The organism is Amycolatopsis sp. DG1A-15b, assembly GCF_030285645.1.
Classification (GTDB): Bacteria; Actinomycetota; Actinomycetes; order Mycobacteriales; family Pseudonocardiaceae; genus Amycolatopsis.
Genome location: NZ_CP127296.1, coordinates 10,319,457 through 10,341,389, shown reverse-complemented (window position 1 = coordinate 10,341,389; position 21,933 = coordinate 10,319,457). Strand labels below are relative to the sequence as shown.

General features: G+C 72.2%; 24 protein-coding genes. 9 read left to right on the top strand and 15 right to left on the bottom strand.

The features are described 5' to 3' along the window. The first annotated feature begins 17 nt into the window (after positions 1–17). The 3 genes from QRY02_RS48210 to QRY02_RS48200 all read left to right on the top strand — a co-directional run bounded on the left by QRY02_RS48210 (position 18) and on the right by QRY02_RS48200 (position 3,034). The gene (locus QRY02_RS48210; protein WP_285989363.1) at positions 18–200 is read left to right on the top strand and encodes a hypothetical protein; all 183 of its coding nucleotides are present in this window, start codon (positions 18–20) and stop codon (positions 198–200) included. 312 nt (positions 201–512) lie between these two features. Next, positions 513–689, top strand: a complete 177-nt coding sequence (locus tag QRY02_RS48205; RefSeq protein ID WP_285989362.1) for a hypothetical protein — start codon at positions 513–515, stop codon at positions 687–689. 221 nt (positions 690–910) lie between these two features. Further along, positions 911–3,034 (top strand): bifunctional lysylphosphatidylglycerol flippase/synthetase MprF, encoded by a 2,124-nt coding sequence (locus QRY02_RS48200; RefSeq protein WP_285989361.1) that lies wholly within the window; start codon positions 911–913, stop codon positions 3,032–3,034. Here QRY02_RS48200 and QRY02_RS48195 read toward each other — a convergent pair. The 3 genes from QRY02_RS48195 to QRY02_RS48185 all read right to left on the bottom strand — a co-directional run bounded on the left by QRY02_RS48195 (position 3,012) and on the right by QRY02_RS48185 (position 6,414). After that, on the bottom strand, positions 3,012–3,698 hold the full coding sequence (locus QRY02_RS48195; RefSeq protein ID WP_285989360.1) for a hypothetical protein: 687 nt from the start codon (positions 3,696–3,698) through the stop codon (positions 3,012–3,014). The two genes, QRY02_RS48200 and QRY02_RS48195, sit on opposite strands and share 23 nt — an antisense overlap. A gap of 104 nt (positions 3,699–3,802) precedes the next feature. Next, positions 3,803–4,666, bottom strand: coding sequence for a DUF8017 domain-containing protein (locus QRY02_RS48190; RefSeq protein WP_285989359.1), 864 nt, complete (start codon positions 4,664–4,666; stop codon positions 3,803–3,805). After that, on the bottom strand, positions 4,666–6,414 hold the full coding sequence (locus QRY02_RS48185; RefSeq protein WP_285989358.1) for a proline--tRNA ligase: 1,749 nt from the start codon (positions 6,412–6,414) through the stop codon (positions 4,666–4,668). Before QRY02_RS48185 ends, QRY02_RS48190 begins: the two co-directional genes overlap by 1 nt. Positions 6,415–6,537: 123 nt before the next feature. Between QRY02_RS48185 and QRY02_RS48180 the strand changes: the two genes are divergently transcribed. From QRY02_RS48180 to QRY02_RS48170, 3 genes are all read left to right on the top strand, one after another. Then, positions 6,538–6,891 (top strand): VOC family protein, encoded by a 354-nt coding sequence (locus QRY02_RS48180; protein WP_285989357.1) that lies wholly within the window; start codon positions 6,538–6,540, stop codon positions 6,889–6,891. 545 nt (positions 6,892–7,436) lie between these two features. Further along, entirely contained in the window at positions 7,437–9,242 is a 1,806-nt protein-coding gene (locus tag QRY02_RS48175) for a S1 family peptidase (protein WP_285989356.1), read from the top strand. A 16-nt stretch (positions 9,243–9,258) separates the two neighbouring features. Continuing rightward, positions 9,259–10,161 (top strand): 2-hydroxyacid dehydrogenase, encoded by a 903-nt coding sequence (locus tag QRY02_RS48170; protein WP_285989355.1) that lies wholly within the window; start codon positions 9,259–9,261, stop codon positions 10,159–10,161. On the opposite strand, the gene QRY02_RS48165 is transcribed toward QRY02_RS48170, so the two are convergent. The 3 genes from QRY02_RS48165 to QRY02_RS48155 are packed head-to-tail and all read right to left on the bottom strand — an operon-like array spanning position 10,142 to position 12,171. After that, a complete protein-coding gene (locus QRY02_RS48165) occupies positions 10,142–10,312 on the bottom strand; it encodes a DUF397 domain-containing protein (RefSeq protein WP_285989354.1) in 171 nt (56 codons plus the stop codon). The genes QRY02_RS48170 and QRY02_RS48165 overlap by 20 nt on opposite strands. A gap of 16 nt (positions 10,313–10,328) precedes the next feature. Next, a complete protein-coding gene (locus QRY02_RS48160; RefSeq protein WP_285989353.1) occupies positions 10,329–11,162 on the bottom strand; it encodes a helix-turn-helix domain-containing protein in 834 nt (277 codons plus the stop codon). 55 nt (positions 11,163–11,217) lie between these two features. Next, positions 11,218–12,171, bottom strand: a complete 954-nt coding sequence (locus tag QRY02_RS48155; RefSeq protein ID WP_285989352.1) for a GNAT family N-acetyltransferase — start codon at positions 12,169–12,171, stop codon at positions 11,218–11,220. A gap of 55 nt (positions 12,172–12,226) precedes the next feature. On the opposite strand from QRY02_RS48155, the gene yaaA reads away from it, so the two are divergent. Next, a complete protein-coding gene (gene yaaA / locus QRY02_RS48150) occupies positions 12,227–12,973 on the top strand; it encodes a peroxide stress protein YaaA (protein ID WP_285989351.1) in 747 nt (248 codons plus the stop codon). Positions 12,974–13,074: 101 nt separating this feature from the next. On the opposite strand, the gene QRY02_RS48145 is transcribed toward yaaA, so the two are convergent. Beyond that, complete coding sequence (locus QRY02_RS48145; RefSeq protein WP_285989350.1) at positions 13,075–14,145, bottom strand: NAD(P)/FAD-dependent oxidoreductase; 1,071 nt, start codon at positions 14,143–14,145, stop codon at positions 13,075–13,077. Between the two features lie 83 nt (positions 14,146–14,228). Between QRY02_RS48145 and QRY02_RS48140 the strand changes: the two genes are divergently transcribed. Beyond that, the gene (locus tag QRY02_RS48140) at positions 14,229–14,783 is read left to right on the top strand and encodes a suppressor of fused domain protein (protein WP_285989349.1); all 555 of its coding nucleotides are present in this window, start codon (positions 14,229–14,231) and stop codon (positions 14,781–14,783) included. On the opposite strand, the gene QRY02_RS48135 is transcribed toward QRY02_RS48140, so the two are convergent. The 3 genes from QRY02_RS48135 to QRY02_RS48125 all read right to left on the bottom strand — a co-directional run bounded on the left by QRY02_RS48135 (position 14,780) and on the right by QRY02_RS48125 (position 17,027). Beyond that, positions 14,780–15,313, bottom strand: coding sequence for a TetR/AcrR family transcriptional regulator (locus tag QRY02_RS48135; protein ID WP_285989348.1), 534 nt, complete (start codon positions 15,311–15,313; stop codon positions 14,780–14,782). The genes QRY02_RS48140 and QRY02_RS48135 overlap by 4 nt on opposite strands. Beyond that, complete coding sequence (locus QRY02_RS48130) at positions 15,313–16,116, bottom strand: class I SAM-dependent methyltransferase (protein WP_285989347.1); 804 nt, start codon at positions 16,114–16,116, stop codon at positions 15,313–15,315. Before QRY02_RS48130 ends, QRY02_RS48135 begins: the two co-directional genes overlap by 1 nt. A 65-nt stretch (positions 16,117–16,181) precedes the next feature. Continuing rightward, positions 16,182–17,027: a LysR family transcriptional regulator gene (locus tag QRY02_RS48125; RefSeq protein ID WP_285989346.1), complete on the bottom strand. Its 846-nt coding sequence runs from the start codon at positions 17,025–17,027 to the stop codon at positions 16,182–16,184. 82 nt (positions 17,028–17,109) lie between these two features. Between QRY02_RS48125 and QRY02_RS48120 the strand changes: the two genes are divergently transcribed. Then, entirely contained in the window at positions 17,110–18,003 is an 894-nt protein-coding gene (locus QRY02_RS48120; protein WP_285989345.1) for an MBL fold metallo-hydrolase, read from the top strand. Here the strand turns inward: QRY02_RS48120 and QRY02_RS48115 are convergent. The 5 genes from QRY02_RS48115 to QRY02_RS48095 all read right to left on the bottom strand — a co-directional run bounded on the left by QRY02_RS48115 (position 17,993) and on the right by QRY02_RS48095 (position 21,777). Continuing rightward, positions 17,993–18,895, bottom strand: coding sequence for an MvdC/MvdD family ATP grasp protein (locus QRY02_RS48115; protein WP_285989344.1), 903 nt, complete (start codon positions 18,893–18,895; stop codon positions 17,993–17,995). The genes QRY02_RS48120 and QRY02_RS48115 overlap by 11 nt on opposite strands. Continuing rightward, on the bottom strand, positions 18,892–19,665 hold the full coding sequence (locus QRY02_RS48110; RefSeq protein WP_285989343.1) for a hypothetical protein: 774 nt from the start codon (positions 19,663–19,665) through the stop codon (positions 18,892–18,894). The genes QRY02_RS48115 and QRY02_RS48110 overlap by 4 nt, the downstream gene beginning before the upstream one ends. After that, positions 19,662–19,817: a hypothetical protein gene (locus tag QRY02_RS48105; protein ID WP_285989342.1), complete on the bottom strand. Its 156-nt coding sequence runs from the start codon at positions 19,815–19,817 to the stop codon at positions 19,662–19,664. Before QRY02_RS48105 ends, QRY02_RS48110 begins: the two co-directional genes overlap by 4 nt. Continuing rightward, on the bottom strand, positions 19,798–20,064 hold the full coding sequence (locus QRY02_RS48100; protein WP_285989341.1) for a hypothetical protein: 267 nt from the start codon (positions 20,062–20,064) through the stop codon (positions 19,798–19,800). The genes QRY02_RS48105 and QRY02_RS48100 overlap by 20 nt, the downstream gene beginning before the upstream one ends. A gap of 174 nt (positions 20,065–20,238) precedes the next feature. Next, positions 20,239–21,777, bottom strand: a complete 1,539-nt coding sequence (locus QRY02_RS48095; protein ID WP_285989340.1) for a phytoene desaturase family protein — start codon at positions 21,775–21,777, stop codon at positions 20,239–20,241. Between the last annotated feature and the right edge of the window lie 156 nt (positions 21,778–21,933).

The window sequence follows — 21,933 nt, the reverse complement described above, 5'->3', positions numbered from 1 at the left end:
TGGCAAAAAGTCCCGAAATGACCGCCAAACAGAAACGTGTCTTGTGGCACTCTCTCCTGGTCTTCGCAATCGCGGTCGCCATGATGTTCTTTGTGATCAGAACACCCACGAACTGGATTGCGGTCGTCATTCTGGCGGCGCTCGGGTTCGTCGCGACCGGCCTGCTGCTTCGTGTTGCGCTACGCCCGCCGTACAACTGATCAACAGTCTGGTCGTTGTGTGCTTCTCGGGGTCTGGACTGCCGGACCCCCACGCGCCTTCGGCCACGCGGCCTGTGGCGCGACCGCCGGCGCTGACTGCCCGGTCGCCGGTGTCGTGGCGGCGCCTTGCTGGGCGCTGCGGGCGGCGGTATCGGCGCAGCCATCGGCGGTGCTCGAGGGTCGGATGTCCGCGATGCACTCATCGACGGCGCGATCTCCGGCGCCACGAAGGCCTCGCCGGCGGCGCGATCGGCCAGGCCTTCCGCTTCCTGAGGAAGTAGGCAGGCAGGGACCGCATCGAGGGAAGGAACAGTGAGCAAGAACAAGAAGAACTGGATCATCGCCGGCACCTTGATCCCGGTGGCGGCCGTCGGCTTCTACTACACTCTCTCGGATCCTCCGATGTGGTGGGTCGGCATCCTGGCTGCCGTGATCGGCCTTGCCCTCATGTTGCTGATGGGATGGATAGCCATCCGCCCCGAGAAATAGCCTGAGGTCGGCCGAGGTGGGTGAAGCTCGAGTCCGGGTTCCACCCACCTCGGCCGGTCATGCTCAGGTCGGCCGCGCTGCCGGGGCCTGACCGATCGCTGACCAGCGCGCATCCTCCTTCGGAGGGGGAAGACCCTCAGCCGAAAGGACGATTCCCCTAGGGGAAATCTCGTTCCCTTGCCCGATGTCCACGGCGGCGGGAACTCGACAGACTCTTCCCCATGACTGACGCAGGGGCGGCGGGCAAGCCCGCCGGAGGGGGCCGCATCCGGAGCACGGTTGCGGTGTTGAGACAGCGGCTGCCGTTCACCAGCGGCGTCACGCTCGCGATGCTGGTGCTGGCTGTCGGGACCGGGGCGCTGTGGAACGCCGCCGAAGACCGCGCGGCCTACCCGTTCGTCGCCTACGGGCTGCCGTCGCTGGAGGCGGGCCGGTGGTGGACGATGCTCACCGGGCCGTTCTTCGCCGTGGTCCCGTTGTACTACCTCCCGATGGTCGGCAGCTTCGCGCTCTTCGCCGGCTTCGCCGAGTGGAAGCTGGGGACGCGGCGCGCGATGGCCGTGACGATCGTCGGCCAGCTCGTCTCGGTGCTCGTCGCGACCCAGTTCCTCGCGCTCTCCCGCAACTCCGGCTGGCTGTGGGCCGAGCGGGTCGCGGGCAGCCTGGACGTCGGGTTCTCCGGCGGCGCGCTCGCCGCGGTGGCGATCGCCAGCGCGACGCTGCGGCCGCCGTGGGCCCTGCGGCTGCGGGCCGGCTTGTGCGTGTACGCCGGGGTGGCGATCATCTACGTCGGCACGCTGGCCGACCTCGTGCACTTCTTCGCGCTGCTGCTGGCGCTCCCGCTCGGCAAGCGCCTGGTGGGCACGCGGCAGGCGGGCGAGGTGGCGACGCCGAACCTGCGGGAATGGCGGGTGCTCGCCGTGGCCGGTCTGCTGCTGCTCACCATCGCCGAGATCGTCATGTTCCTGGTGCCCGGTGACGGCCCGTTCGGCTCCGACGACGGCGTTTCGCTGTCGGCGCCGGAGCTCGTCGTCCTGGTCCTGCTGGTGGTGCCGATGCTGAACGGGCTGCGCAAGGGCAGCCGCGTCGCGTGGCGCTGGGCGGTCGGGCTGTCGGCGTTCGTGACGGTGCAGGGTCTCGCCGTCGCGACGCTCCTCGGGGTGGCCGACATCTTCGGCGGGGACTACGACACCGCCGGCCTGCCGCTGTTCTTCGTGGACAATCTTTTGTGGACGGTCGAGCTGGCCGTGCTGATCGCCGCGCGGCACGCCTTCCGCGTGCCGTCGCGACGCCGGCTGCGGCGCCACGCGCAGGGCCCGGGACCGGCGCTGGCCCGCAGCCTGCTGGGGCGCCACGGCGGCAGCACGCTGTCGTGGATGACGACCTGGCCCCGCAACACCTACTTCGTCCGCGGGGACGGCCGGTCGTACCTCGCCTACCGCCGCCACGCGGGGGTCGCGGTCGCGCTCGGCGACCCGATCGCGCCGGACGGCACCGCGGCCGCCACGGTCACCGAATTCGCCGCGATGTGCGAGAACTCCGGGCTGGTGCCGTGCGTCTTCTCGGTGACGGAGGCCACCGTCGCGGCGACGCGCGAGCTGGGCTGGCAGCACGTCCAGGTGGCCGAGGACAACGTGCTCGACCTCGACGGCCTCGAGTTCCGCGGCAAGGCCTGGCAGGACGTCCGCTCGGCGCTGAACAAGGCGGCCAAGCAGGACATCGAGTTCCGGCTGGTCCGCCTGGCCGATCAGCCCGAGCCGATCCTGGCCCAGGTCCGGGCGCTGTCGGAGGAGTGGATGTCCGGCAAGGCCATGCCGGAGATGGGCTTCACCCTCGGCGGCCTCGACGAGGCGATGGACCCGGCGACCCGGGTCGGCCTGGCGGTCGACGCGGAGGGCACGGTCCACGGCGTGACGTCGTGGCTGCCGGTCCACACGGGCGCGGGCAAGATCGGCGGCTGGACGCTGGACGTCATGCGCCGCAGCGCCCACGGCTTCCGCCCGGTGATGGAGTTCCTGATCGCCTCGGCATGCCTGGCATTCCGCGACGAAGGCGCGCGGTTCGTGTCGCTCTCGGGTGCCCCGCTGGCCCGCAGCAGCTCCGGCCCGGCGCGCCCGGTGGACCGGGTGCTGGAGTCGCTGGGCCGCGTGATGGAGCCGTACTACGGATTCCGTTCCCTGCACGCGTTCAAGGCGAAGTTCCAGCCCCGGCACGTCCCGCTGTACCTGGCTTTCCGCGACGAAGCCGACCTTCCGCGCGTCGGCTTGGCCCTGAGCCGGGCGTACTTGCCGGACGTCCGCCTGCGGCAGCTGGCCAAGCTGGTCAGTAGCTCTCGGGCACGCTGATCCGCTGCGGGAACCGGATCTTCCGCCTGCTGACCACGTTCTGCTCCTTCGGGATCAGCCGGCCGTCGGTCAGGCGGAGCCAGTGGCCGTTCCGCGAGTCGGTGAAGGCGAGCATCACCCCCGGGGTCATGTCCGGGCGCTGCCACTCCTCGCGGATCGGCATCCGCCACTTCCCGGGCGGGAGGATGGCGTAGAGGTATTCGTCGTCCTCGATGTGCGGGCCGCGGTGCAGGGTGGACCCGGTCATCGGCAGGTTGTGCACGAGGTCGAACGAGACGACGACGTGGTTGACCGCCTCGGCGTTCGCGTTCGACACGACCATGTACCCGGCGGCGCCGGAGCCGGGCTCGGCCCGCTCGATCCACGCGGTGACCTTCGCGGCCTGTTCCTGCCGTTCGCGCAGGTCCCGTTCCCGCCGGTCCGCCTGCGCGAGCCGCCCGTCCCGGATGGCGATCCACAACGCCACCACGACGGCGCCGATCGTGCCGATGCCCCCGACCCACTGGCCGGAAGCGCCCCACCAGTCCGGATCCCGCGGCTCGACGAGCCAGATCCAGGCCTTGGCCAGCAGCGGCCCGAAGATCAGGACGAACCCCCCGGTCGCCAGCACGCCGAACGCGAAGGCCCGGATCACCGCGAGCCGTCTCTCCGCATCACCGCTCATGCCCCGCAGCCTGCCGAATTCCGGCGCTCGGCGGAAGCGGACGCGGCAAACCGCGGATCTGTTCGCGAACATCGCGTGGGCGCCGGAGCGCCGACAACCGGGCTCTAGCGGTACGTGGTCGGCGGCGGAGTCGTCGTTCCCCGGTCCGCCACCGGGACGAACCGGTAGCTCCGCACGATCCGCACCAGGTCCTCGCGGATCGAAGGCCCGGACCGGTCGCTGTCCGCGTACGCCACCACCACGCCGGACGTCCCCGAATCCCCGCCGAACGCCAGCGCCGCCACCAGCGCGTGCCGGGCCGCGCACTCCCCCGTCTGCGCCGGGGTCACCTCGGCGACCACGATCCGGGCCGGGATCGCCGTGCCGTCGGCCTTCGTGATCTGCGCGTCCGGGCCCGGGCTCAGCTGGGGTGTCCCGCCGTACGCGGCCGTCGCGAGGTCCGTGGCGGCCTTGCGCGCCGCCGCATCGACGTCGGCCAGGGGTTCCGTGGTGAGGCCCGCGCCACCCAGCGTCGCCTGGCCGCACTTGCCCAGGAACGCACTCGTGGTCAGCCTGATCCCGTCCCAGCCGTGCTGGGTGCCGGCTGCTGGCTGCCAGTTCGGCGGGACGTCGTAGGCGTACGAGCCGTCGCGACCCGCCACGGACTGCCAGCCCGCCACCACCGCCGGCACCGCCGCGCGCGGCGAAGGCGTCGCCACCAGCGGCGCGGGCGGCGGCGAGGACGACGCCGGGTGCTGCTTGCCGACGCCCAGCGCGTTCAGCACGCCGGCGACCAGCGCGATGAACACCAGGCCGAACCACGGCGCCCGCCGCCACTTCAGCGGCTTCGGCTTCGGGCGGATCCGCTTCGGCTGTGCGCGCGGCGCGTCCGCGGGTTCGTAGCCGCCGAACCCGCGAAGCGCCGCGTTGTCCTCGTATCCCGGCGTCGTGTCTGTGGTGTTTTCGGAACGCCGTGAGAACCGGCTCATCAGCCCCGGACGAGCTTGACCAGGTGCTCGACGATCGCGTCGACCGCGATTTCCTCGCGCTCGCCGGTCCGCCGGTCCTTGACCTCGACGACGCCGTTGGCCAGCCCGCGCCCGACGACCAGGATGGTCGGGACGCCGACCAGCTCGGCGTCCGCGAACTTGACACCCGGGGTCGCCTTGCGGTCGTCGAGGATGACCTCGACACCGGCCGCGTCCAGCTCGGCGGCGATCTTCTCGGCGCCGGCCGCGACCGTCTCGTCCTTGCCCGCGATGACGATGTGCACGTCGAACGGCGAGACCACGCGCGGCCAGATCAGGCCGAGGTCGTCGTGGTTCTGCTCGGCGAGCACGCCGACCAGCCGCGAGACGCCGACGCCGTAGGAACCCATGGTGATCCGGATCGGCTTCGAGTCGGGACCGAGCGCGTCGACCTCGAAGGCGTCGGTGTACTTGCGGCCGAGCTGGAAGATGTGCCCGATCTCGATGCCGCGCGCGGCGACCAGGGTGCCCTGCCCGTCCGGCGACGCGTCGCCCTCGCGGACCTCGGCGGCCTCGATCGTGCCGTCCGGGGTGAAGTCGCGGCCGGCCAGCAGGTCGACGACGTGGTGGTCGACCTTGTCGGCCCCGGTGACCCAGGCGGTGCCGGGGGCGATCCGGGGGTCGGCGAGGTAGCGCACGCCGTTGTCCTGCAGCGCCTTCGGGCCGATGTAGCCCTTGACGAGGAACGGGTGCTTCGCGAAGTCGGCCTCGTCGAGCAGCGCGACCTCGGCCGGCTCCAGCGACGCTTCGAGGCGCTTCATGTCCACTTCGCGGTCACCCGGGACGGCGACGCAGACGAGCGTCCATTCGTCCGAGCCCGGCTGACGCGTCTTGAGCATGACGTTCTTCAGCGTGTCCGCGGCGGTGAACGTGCGGCCCAGGCCGGCCTCGTTGAGGAAGCCGACGAGCGTCTCGATGGTCGGCGTGTTCGGCGTGTGGTGCACCTGCGCCTCGGGGCGGCCCTCGATGGGCTGCGCGGCGGGCGCGGGCGTGACGACGGCTTCGACGTTCGCCGCGTACCCGGACTCGGTGCTGCGGACGTAGGTGTCCTCGCCCGTCTCGGCGACCGCGAGGAACTCCTCCGACGCCGAGCCGCCCATGGCGCCCGACGTCGCCTTCACGACGACGTACTCGAGGCCGAGCCGGTCGAACAGCTTCACGTAGGCGTCGCGGTGGGCCTGGTAGGAGCGCGCGAGACCCTCGTCGTCGAGGTCGAAGGAGTAGGAGTCCTTCATGACGAACTCGCGGCCGCGCAGGATGCCGGCGCGGGGACGGGCTTCGTCGCGGTACTTCGTCTGGATTTGGTAAAGCGTGACCGGGTAGTCGCGGTACGAGCTGTACTCGCCCTTGACGGTGAGGGCGAAGAGCTCCTCGTGCGTCGGGCCGAGGAGGTAGTCGGCGCCCTTGCGGTCCTTGAGGCGGAAGAGGCCGTCGCCGTACTCGGTCCAGCGGCCGGTGGCCTCGTAGGGCTCCTTCGGCAGCAGCGCGGGGAACTGGATCTCCTGCGCGCCGATGGCGTTCATTTCCTCGCGCACGACGGCCTCGATGCGGCGCAGCACGCGCAGGCCGAGCGGCAGCCAGGAGTACCCGCCCGGGGCGACCCGGCGGACGTAGCCGGCGCGTACCAGGAGCCGGTGGCTCGGTACCTCGGCGTCCGCCGGATCCTCGCGCAACGTGCGAAGGAACAACGACGAAGTCCTGGTGATCACTGGGGGGCTCCCTGCTCCGGGCGGGTGTGAAAGTCCCGCTCAGGGTAGTCAACCACCCGGCCGAGACTCCAACGGGTTACTCGGCGGCCCGTTTTTGTCGGTGGTGGCCGCTAGCTTCGGGGCATGGCGATCCACATGGGCATGATCACGATCGACTGCGCGGACCCGCAGGGGCTGGCGGAGTTCTGGACGGCGGCGCTGGGCACGACGGTGGCGCAGGACTACGGCGAGTTCGTGATGCTGGCACCGCCACCGGCAGGCGGGCTGGCGGTGGGGCTGCAGCGGGTGCCGGAGGCCCGCGCGGGCAAGAACCGGGTGCACGTGGACTTCGGCGGTGACGACCGCGACGCCGAGGTGAAGCGGCTGGTGGAGCTGGGCGCGAAGGAGGTGGCGGAGCACGAGGTCCCGGGGCTGGCGTGGACGGTGCTGGTGGACCCGGAGGGCAACGAGTTCTGCGTGTCGGCGGGGGTGCACTGAGCGGAGCACGGCGGCGCGTTCCGGGTGAGCGATTTCGCACCATTGAAGAGGAAAACGCGGTACAGGTCTTCACCGTGCAGCCAGGCGAGCGCCCCCGCCGCGCGGCCACGTGACACTTTCCGCACCTTTGATGGATTCCACGACCGGCGAGGCGCACTCCGGCCTTTGCCGTACCGGAAAACGGCTCGCGCACTGCCGCCGGAGAACGGGTGCAGGCTGCATCCGAGCGTCGCCGAGCACGCCCTCGCGCTCAGCCACGCCGTGCGACGGGGGCCTGCTCGGTGGTCCGCACAGCAGGGGCCGGATTCGATGCCTTGCCCGCGGCAACAGCCGCTCCCTCGGCCCCCGCCGCGTGATCGTCCGTTCAGCCCATCCCCTCCACACCCGCCTTTCGGCTACTGGCCACCCGCCAACGCCACCCGCTAGCATCGGCGCGGCCAGGAACGGGGGGGGTCCTTGGTGCGGGGTGACCTCGACATATCCCGTTCACGACGAAATTTCGATTCCCAGGGGGATCCATGCCGCCCGTCAAGGGTGTCTTCACCGTGTCCGGAAAGGCTGGGGTCGCGCTCACGGCCGCCGCGGTGGCCTGCCTTCTCACCGCCGTTCCCGGGTCCGCCGTCACCGGTGGCAGCCCAGCTGCCGAGGGGGCCTACGCCTTCGCCACCAAGCTCGAAGTCGGCGGGGTCCACGGGTGCAGCGGTGCCCTGGTCGCGCCGCAGTGGGTCGTCACCGCCGCGAGCTGCTTCCCCGAAAACGGCACCCAGGCCGGTCCGCCGAAGCTCGCCACCAAGGCCGTCGTCGGGCAGCGGGGCACCGCCGGCACCGAACGCGCCGTCGTCGACCTGCTCTTCCGGACCGACCGCAACGTCGCCCTGGCCAAGCTGGCCGCGCCGGTCACCGGCGTCACTCCCGTCGCCGTCGGCACCGCCGCCCCCGCCCGGAACGAGCTCCTGCGCGTCGCCGGCTACGGCCGGACCGCCACCGAATGGGTGCCCGACAAGCTCCACACCGCCCCGGTCTCCGTGCAGAGCGTCACCGCCACCACCCTCGCCGTCCTCGGCGACCCGGCGACCGCCACCACCTGCCAGGGCGACGCCGGCGGTCCCCTTCTGCGCGAGCACGACGGCACCGTCGAGCTCGCCGGTCTCCACCACTCCTCGTGGCAGGCCGGCTGCCTCGGCTCGAACGAGACGCGCCAGGGCACCGTCGAGACCCGCATCGACGACATCGCCGCCTGGATCGGCCTCCGCCTCCGCGGCGACGCCTACACCGCACTCCCCACCGCCCAGCGCGTGTTCGACACCCGCACCGACACCGGCGGCCACAAGAAGCCCCTCGCCGCGGGCGAATCCGTGTCCGTCACCGTCCCGGGCCTGCCGGCCGGCGCCAGTGCCGTCGCGGTCAGCCTGGTCGGCACCGGCGGCACCTCCAGCACCTTCCTGACCGCCTACGGCGACACCCTGCCCACGACGTCCAACGTCAACATCACCGGCGGCCGCACCGCCGCCGGCATGGCCGTGGTCCCGGTCGGGCCGGACGGCAAGATCAAGGTCCGCAACAACGCCGGCGACATCGAAGTCATCGTCGACTACCTCGGTTACTACAGCGCCTCCGGCGAGTCGACCTACCAGCCGAAAGACCAGCCCGACCTGCTGCTCGACACCCGGACTCCGCTCGGCGGGCACCCGGGCAAGCTGACCCCGGGCGAGGTCGTGACGGTGCCGGTCCGCGGCGTGGCGGGCGTCCCCGCCGACGCCGTCGCCGTGGCGGTCAACCTCACCGGGACCGAAAGCGACTCCGACACCTTCTTCAGCGTCTTCGCCCAAGGCACCCCCGGCCCGTCGACGCTGAACATCGTGCCGAACGAGCACCGCGCGGCCCAGTCGCTCGTGCGGATCGGCGACGACGGCGCCATCCGCATCTTCCTGCACCACGGCCAGAGCCACGTGCTGCTGTCGGTGGTCGGCTCGTTCGTGCCCGGCGACTCGGGCAGCCGGTACGCGGCGCTGAGCACGCCCACCCGCCTGCTCGACACTCGTGTCGGCACGCCGGCGCCGCTCGGCCCGGGCGCGATCCGCACGGTGCCGGTCGGCGGGCTGCCGGCCGGGGCGACCGCCGCGGCGGTGAACTTGACCGGCACGCAGCCGAGCGTCACGACGTTCCTGAGCGCCTGGTCGCACGATCTGCCGTACAGCAACAGCGTCCCCTCGACGGTGAACATCATGGTGGGCGACAACACGTCCAACGCCGCAACGGTCCGGCTCGGTTCGGGGGCGAAGTTCGACGTCCGCAACTCGGACGGCTCGATGGACATGATCGTCGACCTGCAGGGCTACTACACGCGGTAGCGGGTAGAAAGGCGGCATGAGCGCTCGCGTACTGCTGCCGTGGACCGACATCGACGTGCCGGAGGGGCTCGGCGCCGCGTATTACGACGGCGTCGGCGCCCCTCCGGCCGATCTCGGGGACGTCGAGTTCTACGTGCTGCCCTACGACCGCGGGCCGGAGCCGCCGAAGCTGATCGGGGAACTGCCGTCGCTGCGGGTGGTGCAGTCGCTGTCGGCCGGCGTCGAGACGCTCGTGCCGCTGCTGCCCGACGGTGTGAGCCTGGCGAACGGGCGCGGGCTGCACGACCTCAGCGTCGCCGAGCACGCCCTCGCGCTCATCCACTCGGCGCAGCGGGACCTGCCGCGCTGGTTCGCGCAGCAGACGCGCGGCGAGTGGGTCCGCGAACACACGCGGTCGCTGGCCGACAGCCGGGTGCTCCTCGTCGGGTACGGCTCGATCGGGCAGGCCGTCGAACGCCAGCTCGTCGCCGCCGAAGCCGTGGTGACGCGGGTGGCGAGCCGCCCCCGCCCGGCCGAGGACGTCCACGGCGTCGCCGAACTGCCCGCGCTGCTGCCGGAGGCCGACATCGTCGTGCTGATCCTGCCCGACACCCCGGCGACGCGCGGCCTCATCGGCCCCGGCGAGCTCGCCGCCCTGCCCGACGACGCCCTGGTGATCAACGTCGGCCGCGGCACGGCGATCGACACGGACGCGCTCCTCGCCGAGACCCGCACCGGACGCCTCCGCGCCGGTCTCGACGTCGTGGACCCGGAACCACTGCCCGCGGATCATCCACTGTGGACGGTGCCGGGGGTCGTCATCACGCCGCACATCGCGGGCGGGTCGGCGTCGTTCTACCCGCGCGCGAAGAAGCTCGCGGCCGAGCAGCTGCGGAGGTACGCGAAGGGCGAGGAGCTGCTCAACCTCGTAGAGCACTGACGGCGGCGGCCCACGCGGCGCGCGAGACGGTCAGCTCGCCGTGCGCCCGGGCCTTCGTGTCCCGGATGCCGACCGAGCGGTCGAGCTTCACCTCGACGCACTCGGACTGGCCACCGCTGAAGCTCGACTTGCGCCAGGTGACGTTCTCCATGCGGGAGCCTCCCGGGTTATCGTGCGACCTCCCGGAACAGGTCCCGGGTGGCGTCTTCGCTCAACGCCCTGTTCGCCAAGATCTTAGCCTGGCGCCGGTAGTCGCGGACAACATCCTCGTCGTGCAGGAATGCGGTGGCATGGGAGCTCTCCAGGTGCACGATTGGCGGCAGGGAACCGAACTCGTACAGGACGAACGGGCCGATCAGTCCGGGGTGGTAGCCGATGTTCCGCGGCACGATCCGCAGCGAGACATTGGGCAGTGCAGCCACCTCGGTCAGATGATCCATCTGATCGGACATGATGTCGGCACTGCCGATCTGCTCACGGATCGCCATTTCGCCGAGGAATGCGGTCAGCCGGACCGGTTCCGGCTTCACCAGGATCCGCTGGCGCTCCAGCCGCGCCACGAGCATCGCATCGGCCTGCCCCAAGCCGATCTCGGCGTTGCTCAGCACATCGCGGGCATAATCCGGCGTTTGCAGAATTCCCGGCAATACCGCGAGCGACCACATCGTGATGCGGGTGGCGGTGCGCTCGTACTCCACGATCCCGCTCAGCGCGGGCGGCAAGTCCGACGGGTTCGAGTCGAGCCAGTTGTCGTCGCGGGCGTGCCTGGCCAGGCGCATCATGCGGTCGTACGTCACGTCGTCGACCCGCAGCGCGCCCAGCAGCCTCGCCACGTCCTCCGGCTGCGGCACCCGCTGTCCCTTTTCCCACGCCGACAGCAACTGCGGCAGAATCCGGACCATCCGGGCGAGTTCGCGCAGTCCCTTTCCCCGCGATACTCGCACTTCGCGCAGCGACGCGGCCAATGCCCTCGAACCGGGCGAGGTGGAAGTCGGCTTCATGTCGTGATGGTACGAATGCCGTCCATTCCCCGATCGGCGGTGGGGCGTCCCGATTTCAGGACAGCACGTACACGTGCCATTCGTCGTCGACGCGATATCCGCACCGTTCGTAAACACCCAGCGCGCGGTGCGCATTGTCGACGTCGACGTTGAGGGCGGACCGGTCGAATCCCGCGTCCTTCGCCGCCTTGAGCGTGTGCCCCAGCAGCCCGGACGCGACACCGCGGCCGCGCAGCGCGGCCCGGGTTCCCACCCAGGTGGCGTAGTGCTCGCGGATGCCCGTCGCCGCGGTTTCGGACGCGTAGTGGTGGCTCAGCACGAAGGCCAGCACCTTGTCGCCGTCCAGGACGAGGAACGACAGCTCCGGGCGGAAGTCCTTCGAGCCGGTGACCAGGTGGCGCCAGGCGTCCGGCTCGTAGACGGTGCTGCCCCAGTGGCCGGCGAAGGTGTCGTTGCGGGCGTCGAGGGCGGCGAGGTCGTACTCGAAGTCGAAGGGCACCGCCCCGAAGCCGTCCGGCAGCGGGGGCTGCGGCGGCAGGTCCGCGAGGCCGACGCGCATGTTGACCATCGTCCGGCCGTGCGTGTAGCCCGCGCGGGCGAGGACGTCCGCGATCCAGCGCTCGTTCTGGTGACTGCCGTGGTGCAGTTCGAGGGGCGCGCCCGGGAAGGCGCGCTCGTGGACCTCGCGGCTCGTGCGTGCGAACCACTCGACCAGGTGAGTGCCGACGGCGTCGGTGCGGTGCTCCGGGTGCACGACCGACTGGAGCCGGATCATGTGCACGGGATCGGCGGCGTCGCGGCGGCGGACCAGGCCGTAGCCCACGAGCCGGTCGCCCGCCCAGGCGCCGACGGTGGCGCGGGGCAGGTCGACGTTGGGGGCGTCCAGCTCGTCGTGGAGGTCTTCCGCGCTGAAGTGCTCACCCGTCCGGTCGACTTCCTCGGCGGCCGCGTACAGCCGGGCGAGGGCGGGAGCGTCGTCGAGGGCCAACGGGCGCCAGGTCAGGTCCATGCCGGGAGGCTAGGCCGGGCGGCGGCGTCCGTGCACCCCGATTTACGCTCGGGGCGTGCTGGTGCTCCTCCCCCCTTCCGAGACCAAGGCCGACGGCGGCCGCGGCGGCCCGCTCGACTTCGACGCGCTGTCGTTCCCCGAGCTGAACCCGACGCGCGCGAAGCTCGCCGACGCGCTGGCCGAGCTGGCCGCCGACGTCCCGGCCAGCATCGCGGCCCTGGGCCTCACCGAGCGGCAGGCGGGCGAAGTGGCGCGCAACGCGGAGCTGCGGACGTCCCCGACGATGCCGGCGCTGCGCCGCTACACCGGCGTGCTGTACGACGCACTGGACGTGAAGAGCTTCACGAAGGCGGGGCTGGAGAAGGCCCACCGGCGGCTGGCGGTGACGTCATCGCTGTTCGGCGTGGTGTCGGCCACCGACCCGATCCCGGCGTACCGCCTCTCGGGCGGCAACTCGCTGCCGGCGCTGGGCACCGTCCGGGGGCTGTGGAAGCCGGTCCTCGAGCCGGTGCTGCGGGAGGTCGAGGGCCTGGTGGTGGACCTGCGCTCGGGGACGTACTCGGCGTTCGCGAAGCTGCGCCCGGACGCGGTGACGGTCCGCGTGGTGACGGAGAACGCCCGCGGCGAGCGCGTGACGGTGAGCCACTTCAACAAGGCGTACAAGGGCCGCCTGGCCCACGTGCTGGCGGCCACCCGCGCCGAGCCGTCCACTGTGGACCAGCTGGTGAAGGTGATCACCAAGGCCGGGCTGGTGGTCGAGCGCACCGGCGAGCACGCACTGGAGCTGGTCACCGAGGGCTGACGGGCCGTTCGAACAACGCCCCGGAGCGGTCGTTCACTCCCCCGTCGAGGCTCGCCGCCCCTTCCGGTCCTCCTCGGAAGCCGCGCGGAGGCAGAATCCGCTCAAAACCGGTCCGGCGCGAACGGGCTCAGGTCGAAGCCCGGGTCCTCGCCCACCGCCACCGCCGCCACCAGCTTTCCCGCGAACGGTGCGTTCGTCAGCCCGCCGGCGCCGAAGCCCGTCGACACCGCCAGGCCCGGGCGGATCAGGCCCAGCACCGGGAGCCCGTCCGGCGTGCCCGGGCGGAAACCGACCCGGGTCTCCGCGAGGGTCGCGTCCGCCAGACCCGGTGCCACCGCCAGCGCGTTCTCCAGCACCTCGCGCTGCCCGGCCGCCGTGACGCGGTAGTCGAAGCCCGACTCCGCCTCGCGCGTCGCGCCCGCCACCACCCGGCCGCCGCCGAACGCCAGGAGGTAGTGGCCGGTGCGCGGGAGGACCACCGGCCACGCCGCCGTTTCCGTGCCCGGCAGGTCGAAGTGGCTGATCTGGCCGCGGTGCGGCGTCACCGGCAGGTCGATGCCCAGCGGTGCCAGCAGTTCCCGGCTCCACGCGCCGGCCGCGACCACGACGCTGTCCGCTTCGAGCGGGCCGTCCGGGCTCGCCACCGTGCCGTCGGCGCGGAACGCGACTTCGCCCTCGACGAACTTCGCGCCCCGGCGCTCGGCGGCCGCCAGCAGGGCGCGGCGCAGCAGGTGCCCGTCGACGCGGCCGGCGCCCGCCAGGTGCACCGCGCCCAGCCCGGGCGCCAGCGCCGGGAACAGCTCGCGGGCCTGTGCCGGGTCGAGGCGCCGGACCTCGCCGATCTCGGGAGCGTCCGCCGCCCGGGACGTCAGCCGCTCGTGCGCTTCCGCCAGCTCCGCGTCGTCGGCCGACACCACCATTCCGCCGACCACCTCGAACGACGAACCTTCGAGCTCCGCGGTGAACTCCCGGTAGTACCGGCCGGCGGCCGCCGCGAGCGGGTACAGCGCGTCGTCCCAGCGCGACGTCCAGGGACTGACGATGCCGGCGCCGGCTTCGGTCGCCGTCCCCGGGCGGGCCGCGTCCGCCAAGATCACTTCCGCGCCGAGGCGGCCGAGGTGCCAGGCCGTCGCCGCGCCGCCGATTCCGCTGCCGATCACGAGCACTCGCATGCTCCCCACCCTGCCCGATCTTGCCGCGCCCGGACCAACGGGATAACCCACGCCGACGCCCGGCCGGTCGTATGCTGCGCGCCATGCCGAGTCGTGCCGAGCGGTATTCCGCCCATCTCGACACCCTGACGGGGTCCGCCGCGCCCCGGCTGCAGCCCATTCCCTCGACGCAGCCCGGGCTCGACGACGTCATCGCGTTCGTCTACGCCGACGAGCCCGAACCGCGCTACCTGACCGGGGCGACCTACGGCCTTTCCCTGGCCGACCACCCGGACTGGCACGGCGTGCGCCCGGAGCTGTGGATCAGCGTCCGGTCCGACGACCCGATCTGGGCGCTGGCCATCGGCTACCTGGCCGAGCAGCTGCGCGGTACGTGCCCGTTCGTCTACGGCGACACCATCGACTTCGGCCAGCCGATCGCCCCGGAGTCGTCGATGACGGCGTTCGCCGTTTCGGCGCCGGCGGGCCTCGACGCGCACCAGTACACGCTGATCGACATCGGCGGCGCGCCGATCAGCATCGCGGGCTGCTACCCCGTGCACGACACCGAGCGGAAGTACATCCGCGAGCACGGCATCGAGGCGTTCTGGCAGCTGGACTGGGACCTCTACGACGTCCGCCGCGCGCCGGTGGTCTAGACACGGCGCCGAACGAGGTCGCCGACCGCCGCCACGAACGCCTCGACGTCCAGGCTGTCGTCCCAGGAGGCCTGCAGCAGCAGCCCCTGGTAGACAGCGACGAGCACGCGGAGCAAGGGTTCCGGTGCGACCTCCGCGAACGCCTCGAGCTGCTCGTCCACGCCTTGGCGCGCGAGAGCGCGGATCCGGGGTTCGCGGACGGTTTCGGCCCACGCCTGCAGCCCGAGGTTCCGCTGCTGTGCCGCCGCCGGATCCGCGATCTCCCGGAGGAGGCCGAGGTAGGCGGCGAGCGGGTCGCCCGCGGAGCCGAGGCCGGCCGAGCGGGTCGTGTGCCATTCCCCGACGATCGCGAGGATCATGTCCTCCTTGCCGGTGAAGTACCGGTAGATCAGCCCGGCGGACAGACCGGACTCCTTGACGATGTCCTGCATCGACGTGCGGTGGAACCCGTTGCGGGCGAAGCAGCCGGCCGCGGCGTCGAGGATCTGCCGACGACGGTTCGTCAGGTGTTCCGCGCTGACCTTGGGCATTACCGGACCACCGCCCACGCGATCCGGTAGAACCCGGCGGCGGGCTCGTCCCGGTGGTAGCGCGCGGCCGCTTCCTCCGCCGACAGGTCGCCCTTCAGGTCCAGGCCCCGTTCGGCCAGGTAGCCGGGCACGTCGGCGGGGTGGAGGCCGAACGTCCACGGCTCGCCGACCTTCTCGACCTCCCGGTGCCACGGGGTGTCGGCGCCGAGCGCCGAGCGGTCGACGTAGGTGAAGATGACCGTGCTGCCGCGCGCGACGATCCTGGTCAGGTCGCGCAGGGTCGCGTCGACGGCCTGCTCGGTGAGGTAGTTGGTGACGCCTTCCCAGATGACCGCGGTGCGCTTCCCGGGGAAACCGCCGAGGGCCGCGGCGAGGCTTTCGGAGCCGAGATCGACGGGGACGTAGTGCACGTGCGGCCGATCGGGGACGCGCTGCCGCTTGGCCCGCTGGGTGGCCGGAAGGTCGACCTCGTAGGTGGGCGGCATCCCGGGGATCCGGTGGGCCCGGCTGTCGTAGCCGGCGCCGAGCAGCAGGACCTGGTCCGGCCGGGCCTCGGTGAGCAGGTCGTCGATCAACCGGGTGCGGGCGACGGCGGACGTGCGGGGCCCGTCCGGGTAGCGGTGGTCGATGAGCCGCGCGATGCCGTGCCCGACGAGCGGGACCGTGGCGGCCCGCACGAGCCAGCGGTAGCGGGCGGAAAGGAACCGGATGGCGTGGTCGTCGGCGAAGAGCCGGTCGCGGCGCCGGGTCTCGAGGGCGCGGAAGAAGGCGACGTGCTCGGCGGTCCGGCTGGCGGTGTGCATGCGGCCAGCATAATGAATGAACGTTCGTTTTCAAGTGGCCGCCACGCCGCCCGGCGAACCGCCGCTCAGTCCCGGTACGCGGCCGCCGCGAGCTGCGCAAACGACCGGACCAGCGGCCCGGCGTCCTTCCAGGCGACGACCACCGGGCTCGGCGCCAGGCCGGTCAGCGGCACCACGACCAGTTCGCCCGGCGGCCGGTGCCCGAGCGGCATCAGCCCGACGGTGCCGTTCCACAAGACCGCCTGCAGGCACTCCTGGACCGCCCGCACGACCGGCCCTTCGCGGGGTTCGCCGCCGTGCCAGTACGCCTGCCAGACCGGGTCCGTGCCGTCGGGGAACCGGAACCAGCGCCGTCCGGCCAGGTCGGCGAGCGTGACCCGGGCACGGCCGGCCAGCGGGTCGTCGGCGCGCAGCACCGCGCCCACCGGGTCGGCGCGCAGCTCGTGCACCGCCAAGCCGGTCTCGTCGAAGGGCCCGCGGGTCAGCGCGACGTCGACCAGGCCGGCCCGCAGCCCGCACGTCGGATCGGTGAGATCGGCGTCGCGGACGCGGACCTCGACGTCCGGGTGCTGCCGCCGGTACGCGTCGGCGAGCCGGGTCGCGGCCGGGTCGGCGCCGTCGCCGAGGATGCCGACCGTGAGGCTCGGCGCGCCCGCCGCCGTGGCGACGCGCACGCGGGCCTGGTCGGCCTGGTCGAGCAGGGCCCGCGCCTCGGCCAGGAGCGCCGTCCCGGCCGGGGTGAGCGTGACGCCCGCGGCGGACCGCAGCAGCAGGACGGCCCCGACGTCGGTTTCCAGCTGCTTGATCGCCCGGCTCAGCGGCGGCTGGCTCATGTGCAGCCGCGCCGCGGCCCGGCCGAAGTGGAGTTCCTCGGCGACCGCGACGAAGTACCGCAGCGTGCGCAGCTCCATGACCGGCGACGATATTCGCCCGGTATCGGCACCACCGAACCGGTCTTGGACGCCGGTGCCCGGGCGGCGGTGGAATCGGGGCATGACCGAGCTGACCGATCCCGCCGTGCGCGTCTCCGGCGCCCGGGAGATCGCCCCCGACCTGCTGGTGATCCCGAACGACCACGTCGACCTGGTGCCCAACATCGGCGTCGTCGGCGGCACCGAGGCCGTCCTGGTCGTCGACACGGGCATCGGCACCGCCAACGCGGCGCAGGTGCTCGCCTTCGCGCGCGAAGTGGCGAAGGGCCGGCGCCTGTACCTGACCACGACGCACTTCCACCCCGAGCACGCGTTCGGCGCGCAGGTCTTCGCCGGCGAGGCGACCTACCTGGTCAACCGCGGCCAGGCCGAGGACCTCGCCACCCGGGGCCCGGGTTACCTGGCGATGTTCCGCGGCCTGGGCGAGACGATCGCCCGCCGCCTCGACGGCGTCCAGGTGCCGGCGCCCGACGAGGTCCACGAGGGCACGCGGGACCTCGACCTCGGCGGCCGGACCGTCCGGCTGCGTCCCACCGGCCGCGGCCACACCGCCGGTGACCAGGTCGTCGAGGTCCCGGACGCCGGCGTCCTGTTCACCGGCGACCTGGCCGAGACCGGGCAGTTCGCCATCTTCCCGTGGTTCCCGCCGCACGACACGGACGTCTCGGGCGTCGGCTGGCTCGCCGTCCTGGACCGGCTGGTGTCAGCCGGGCCCCGAGTGGTCGTCCCCGGCCACGGCGACATCGGCGGGCTGCCGGTGCTCACCGACGTCCGCGACTACCTGCGCGAACTGCGCGACGAGACCTGGCGGCGCCGGGACTCGGCGATGGACTCCGAACAGCTCGTCGCCGAGGTCCGGGCGGTGCTCGTCGAGCGCCATCCGGAGTGGGCGGGCCGGGAGTGGATCGAACCGGGCATCGGTTGCCTCTGTGCGGAACACGGCGTCACGGCGTGACGAGCCACTCGACGATCGCCCGCGAGATGGCGCCGCCGGCTCGCTCGTCGTAGCCCTCGAAGCACGGCATCGAGTTGGCCTCCAGGAAGAACCACTCGCCGGTGGCACGCTCGATCTTGAAGTCGACGCCCAGCAGCGGGACGCCGCAGTGCCCGGTCAGCCGCGCACAGCCTTCGGCGATCTCCGGGGGCGGGACCAGCGGGCGGTAGTCGTTGGTCCCGCGGACGGTCCGGTAGTCGAGCACCGGCGAGTCGATCAGCTCGCCGAACGAGCGGCCGCCCACGACGTGGACGCGCACGTCCGGCCCGACGATCCGCTCCTGGAACAGCACCGGCAGGTGGACCAGCCGGGGCAGCCGCGACTCGTGGTGCGGTTCGAAGACCGTCGCCCACGTCTTCGTCGCGCTGGCACCTTTGAAGATCGCCCCGGCACGGCAGCCACGGACGAAGTCCCGTGCCTCCCCCGGGTCCGAAGTGAGGCAGGTTTCCGGGATTCGCCAGCCGCCGACTTCGCCGAGGACCACCGAATGCAGCAGCTTGGTGAATCCCGACGCTTCGCGCAGCGGCGGGTTCATCACCTTGCCGGGCACGAATTCGAGGATCCGCGCCAGCGCCTCGGTCTGGCCCGCCGAGGCCGCCGCCAGTTCGGCGGTGGGCGCGGCGGAGGCGACCTCCACGAGCCGGCACCAGACGGCGGTGAAGTCCCCGGCCTGGTGGCTCTCGCCGTCCAGCGACAACACCGTGTCGGCCGGGCGCTCCAAGGGAATCCGGATGCTGCCGCGCATCGCCAGCGAGGGCAGGTCGACCGGCCGGAACGCGACCCCGGCCCGGCGCAGGGCCCGCAACCCGGCCGTGAAGGTCGGGTCGGCCGCGACGCCCAGGCAGAGGATCACGGGGTGAGCCCGGCCAGCAGCGCCGCGTAGACCTGGTCCTCGAGGTCCGGGAACAGCTGGTGCCCCGGCCAGCACGAGACGTCGGCCAGCCGCGGACCAGAGGCTCCCAGTTCCGCCCGGAAGTCGGCGAACACCGTGCCCCGCCCGCGGAGCCAGCCGACGATCGGAGCCACCCGATCCGCCGTCTCCCGGGCGAGCCGTCCTCCGGCGCCGCCCACCTCGAAGACCTCGGCTCCGGCGACGAGGAACCGGCGCGCGCGGCCGGGGTCGGCGATCTGGACGACGTCGAACCGGCTGCGCGGCGCGTCGGGATCCACCACTGTCCACTCGGGAATGCGGTACACCTCCGGTCCCGGCGCCGAACCGTCGTTGAGGATCACCGTGCGCGGCGGCTCGACGACGCCGGCGACGGCGAGTTCCAGCGGGTCCAGGCGCGCGAGGAAGCCGTGTTCCGACGGCCGGTTGACGACCGGCCCTGGCCACCGGGCGACCGCCGACCAGAACGCCGCGCAGGTCTCGGCCGCGGCGAACGCGCGGTCCGGGTCCGGCTCGTCAGCCCAGCCGCCGGTCCCGCGGTTGAGGATCCCGCTGACCTCGGTGCCGTCGAACGTCAGCCGCGCGCGGCAGGCCCGGTCCCGAGTCGCCCGCACCGAGACGCCGACCCGGCCGAACTCGTGCGCGACGACCGCCGGGATCCCCCGCCCGGCCGCGAAACCGGCGAAGCGGGCCGCCGTCTCGTCCGTGTCCGGGGCGATGACCAGGAGCGTCACCGCTCGCTGGTTTCCCAGACCTCGAGTGCCGCCGCGACCTGCCAGGCGGCCTTCGCCAGCTCGTCGACCACCGGGGGCCGCGCTTCGGCCGGGATGAACGGGTCGCCGGGCGGAACGGTGCCGCCGTCACCTTCAGCGGAACCGGCCGGCATACCGCTCCATCGATTCGCTGGTCTCGGTGTTCTCGCTGGTTTCCGTCATCTCGGAACGCTCGCTGCTCTCGCTTCCTTCGGTGCCTTCCTTTCCTTCGGAACGCTCGGTGTTTTCGGAACTCTCGGTACCCTCGGACCCGATCCGTGACGTTTCGGGAATTCCGGTCCGGGAAGTCAAGCCGAGGTAGCTCGCCGCGCGCCTTCTGATCTCGAGCGGGAAATCCGTGAATGCAGCGTGGTCGCCCATCGTGACTCCTCCCGCGCCCCACCCGTCACCGGCCTTTTCATGGGAGCACCCGGCGGATCCGGGTGTCAACGCCGCCCCGCGCGATGCACCTGCATGGGGCAGCGCCGATTCGGCGGAAACCGTGGTTTTCTCACCGGATATGAGCCGTCGGCAAATCAGGATCACCGATTCCGGTCAGGCACCCGGGGCGCCGAGCACCGCCATCGCCGCGTTGTGGCCGGGGATGCCGCTGACACCACCTCCCCTCGCGGCACCCGCGCCGCACAACAGGATGCGTTCGTGGGCGGTCTCGACGCCCCAGCTGCCCGCCCGGGCCGGATCTTCCGCGTACGGCCACGACAGGTCCCGGTGGAAGATGTGCCCCGCCGGAAGGCCCAGCTCGGCTTCCAGGTCCAGCGGGGTCTTCGCCTCCACACAGGGCCTGCCGTCCGGCGCGGTCAGCAGGCAGTCCTCGATCGGCTCGGCCAGCACGCTGTTCAGCGAAGCCAGCGTCGCGCGCAACGCCGCTTCGCGTGCCTCTTCGTTGCGCCCCTCGAAGAGGCGTGCCGGCATGTGCAGGCCGAACAGGGTGAGGGTGTGCGTGCCGGCCGAGCGTTCGGCCGGGCCGAGGATCGACGGATCCGTCAACGAGTGGCAATAGATCTCGCAGGGCGGCAGCGTGGGGATCCCGCCCGCCGCCGCCTCGCGGTACGCCGTCTCCAGCTGGGTGAAGGTTTCGTTGACGTGGAAGGTGCCCCCGAACGCCTCGGCCGGATCGACGTCCGGGTCACGCAGCCTCGGCAGCCGCGTCAGCACCATGTTCACCTTCAGCTGTGCGCCTTCCGGGCGCTCCGCCGGTTCCTCGCCCAGCAGCCGCGCGAGCGTCGCCGGCGCGACGTTCGCCAGGACGTGCCCGCCCCGGACGGCGAACTCGGCGTCGTCACGCCGGTAGCGCACCTCGCCGTCCGGGTCGGCCGAGAGCACTTCCGCACCGGTCATCAGGCGCGCGCCCGCCGCGGCGGCCACCGCCGCGAGCGAACGGGTGACCGCGCCCATACCGCCGACCGGGACGTCCCAGTCGCCGGTGCCGTTGCCGATCACGTGGTAGAGCAGGCACCGGTTCTGCCGCAGGTCCTCGCCGTCCGCCGGGGCGAACGTGCCGATCAGCGCGTCGGTGAGCACCACGCCGCGCACCGTGTCGTGGCCGAACCACGACGTGAGCGCTTCGCCGATCGGCCGTTCGAACAGCAAGGACCACGCCTCGGCGTCGCCGACGCGCTCGCGGAAGTCCACTTCGGACAGCAATGGCTCGGTGAGCGTCCCGAACGCGCGCCCGGCGACGCGCCCGGTCAGCTCGTAGAACCGTTGCCAGGCCGAGAAGTCCGAAGTGGACCCGGTGACCGCCCGGAACGACGACGCCGTCCGGACGGCGTCGTCGTTGTCGACAAGGAGACCGGAGCCGCCCGACGGGGTGTAGGACGACATCCGGCGCCGTCGCAGCTCCACGTCGAGGCCGAGATCGGCCACGATCTTCTTCGGCAGCAGGCTGACCAGGTACGAGTAGCGCGAAAGCCGGACGTCCACGCCCTCGAACGCGCGGAACGAGACGGCGGCGCCACCGGTCTCACCCCGCCGTTCGAGCACGAGCACCGACCGGCCCGCCCGCGCCAGGTACGCGGCCGCCACCAGGCCGTTGTGCCCGCCGCCGACGATCACCACGTCGTAGCTGTCCATCCGCCGCCCCTCCTCGATCGGCCTGCCCTTTCATCGTGACCACGCCGCGGGGCCGAATTCAAGGAAACGTCACAAATACTCCTTTCGCAGCCCTCGGCTAAATCCGGTTGCGCGGCGCCGGATCGGTCCGGCATCCTGTCCGCACCCGGCAGGGAG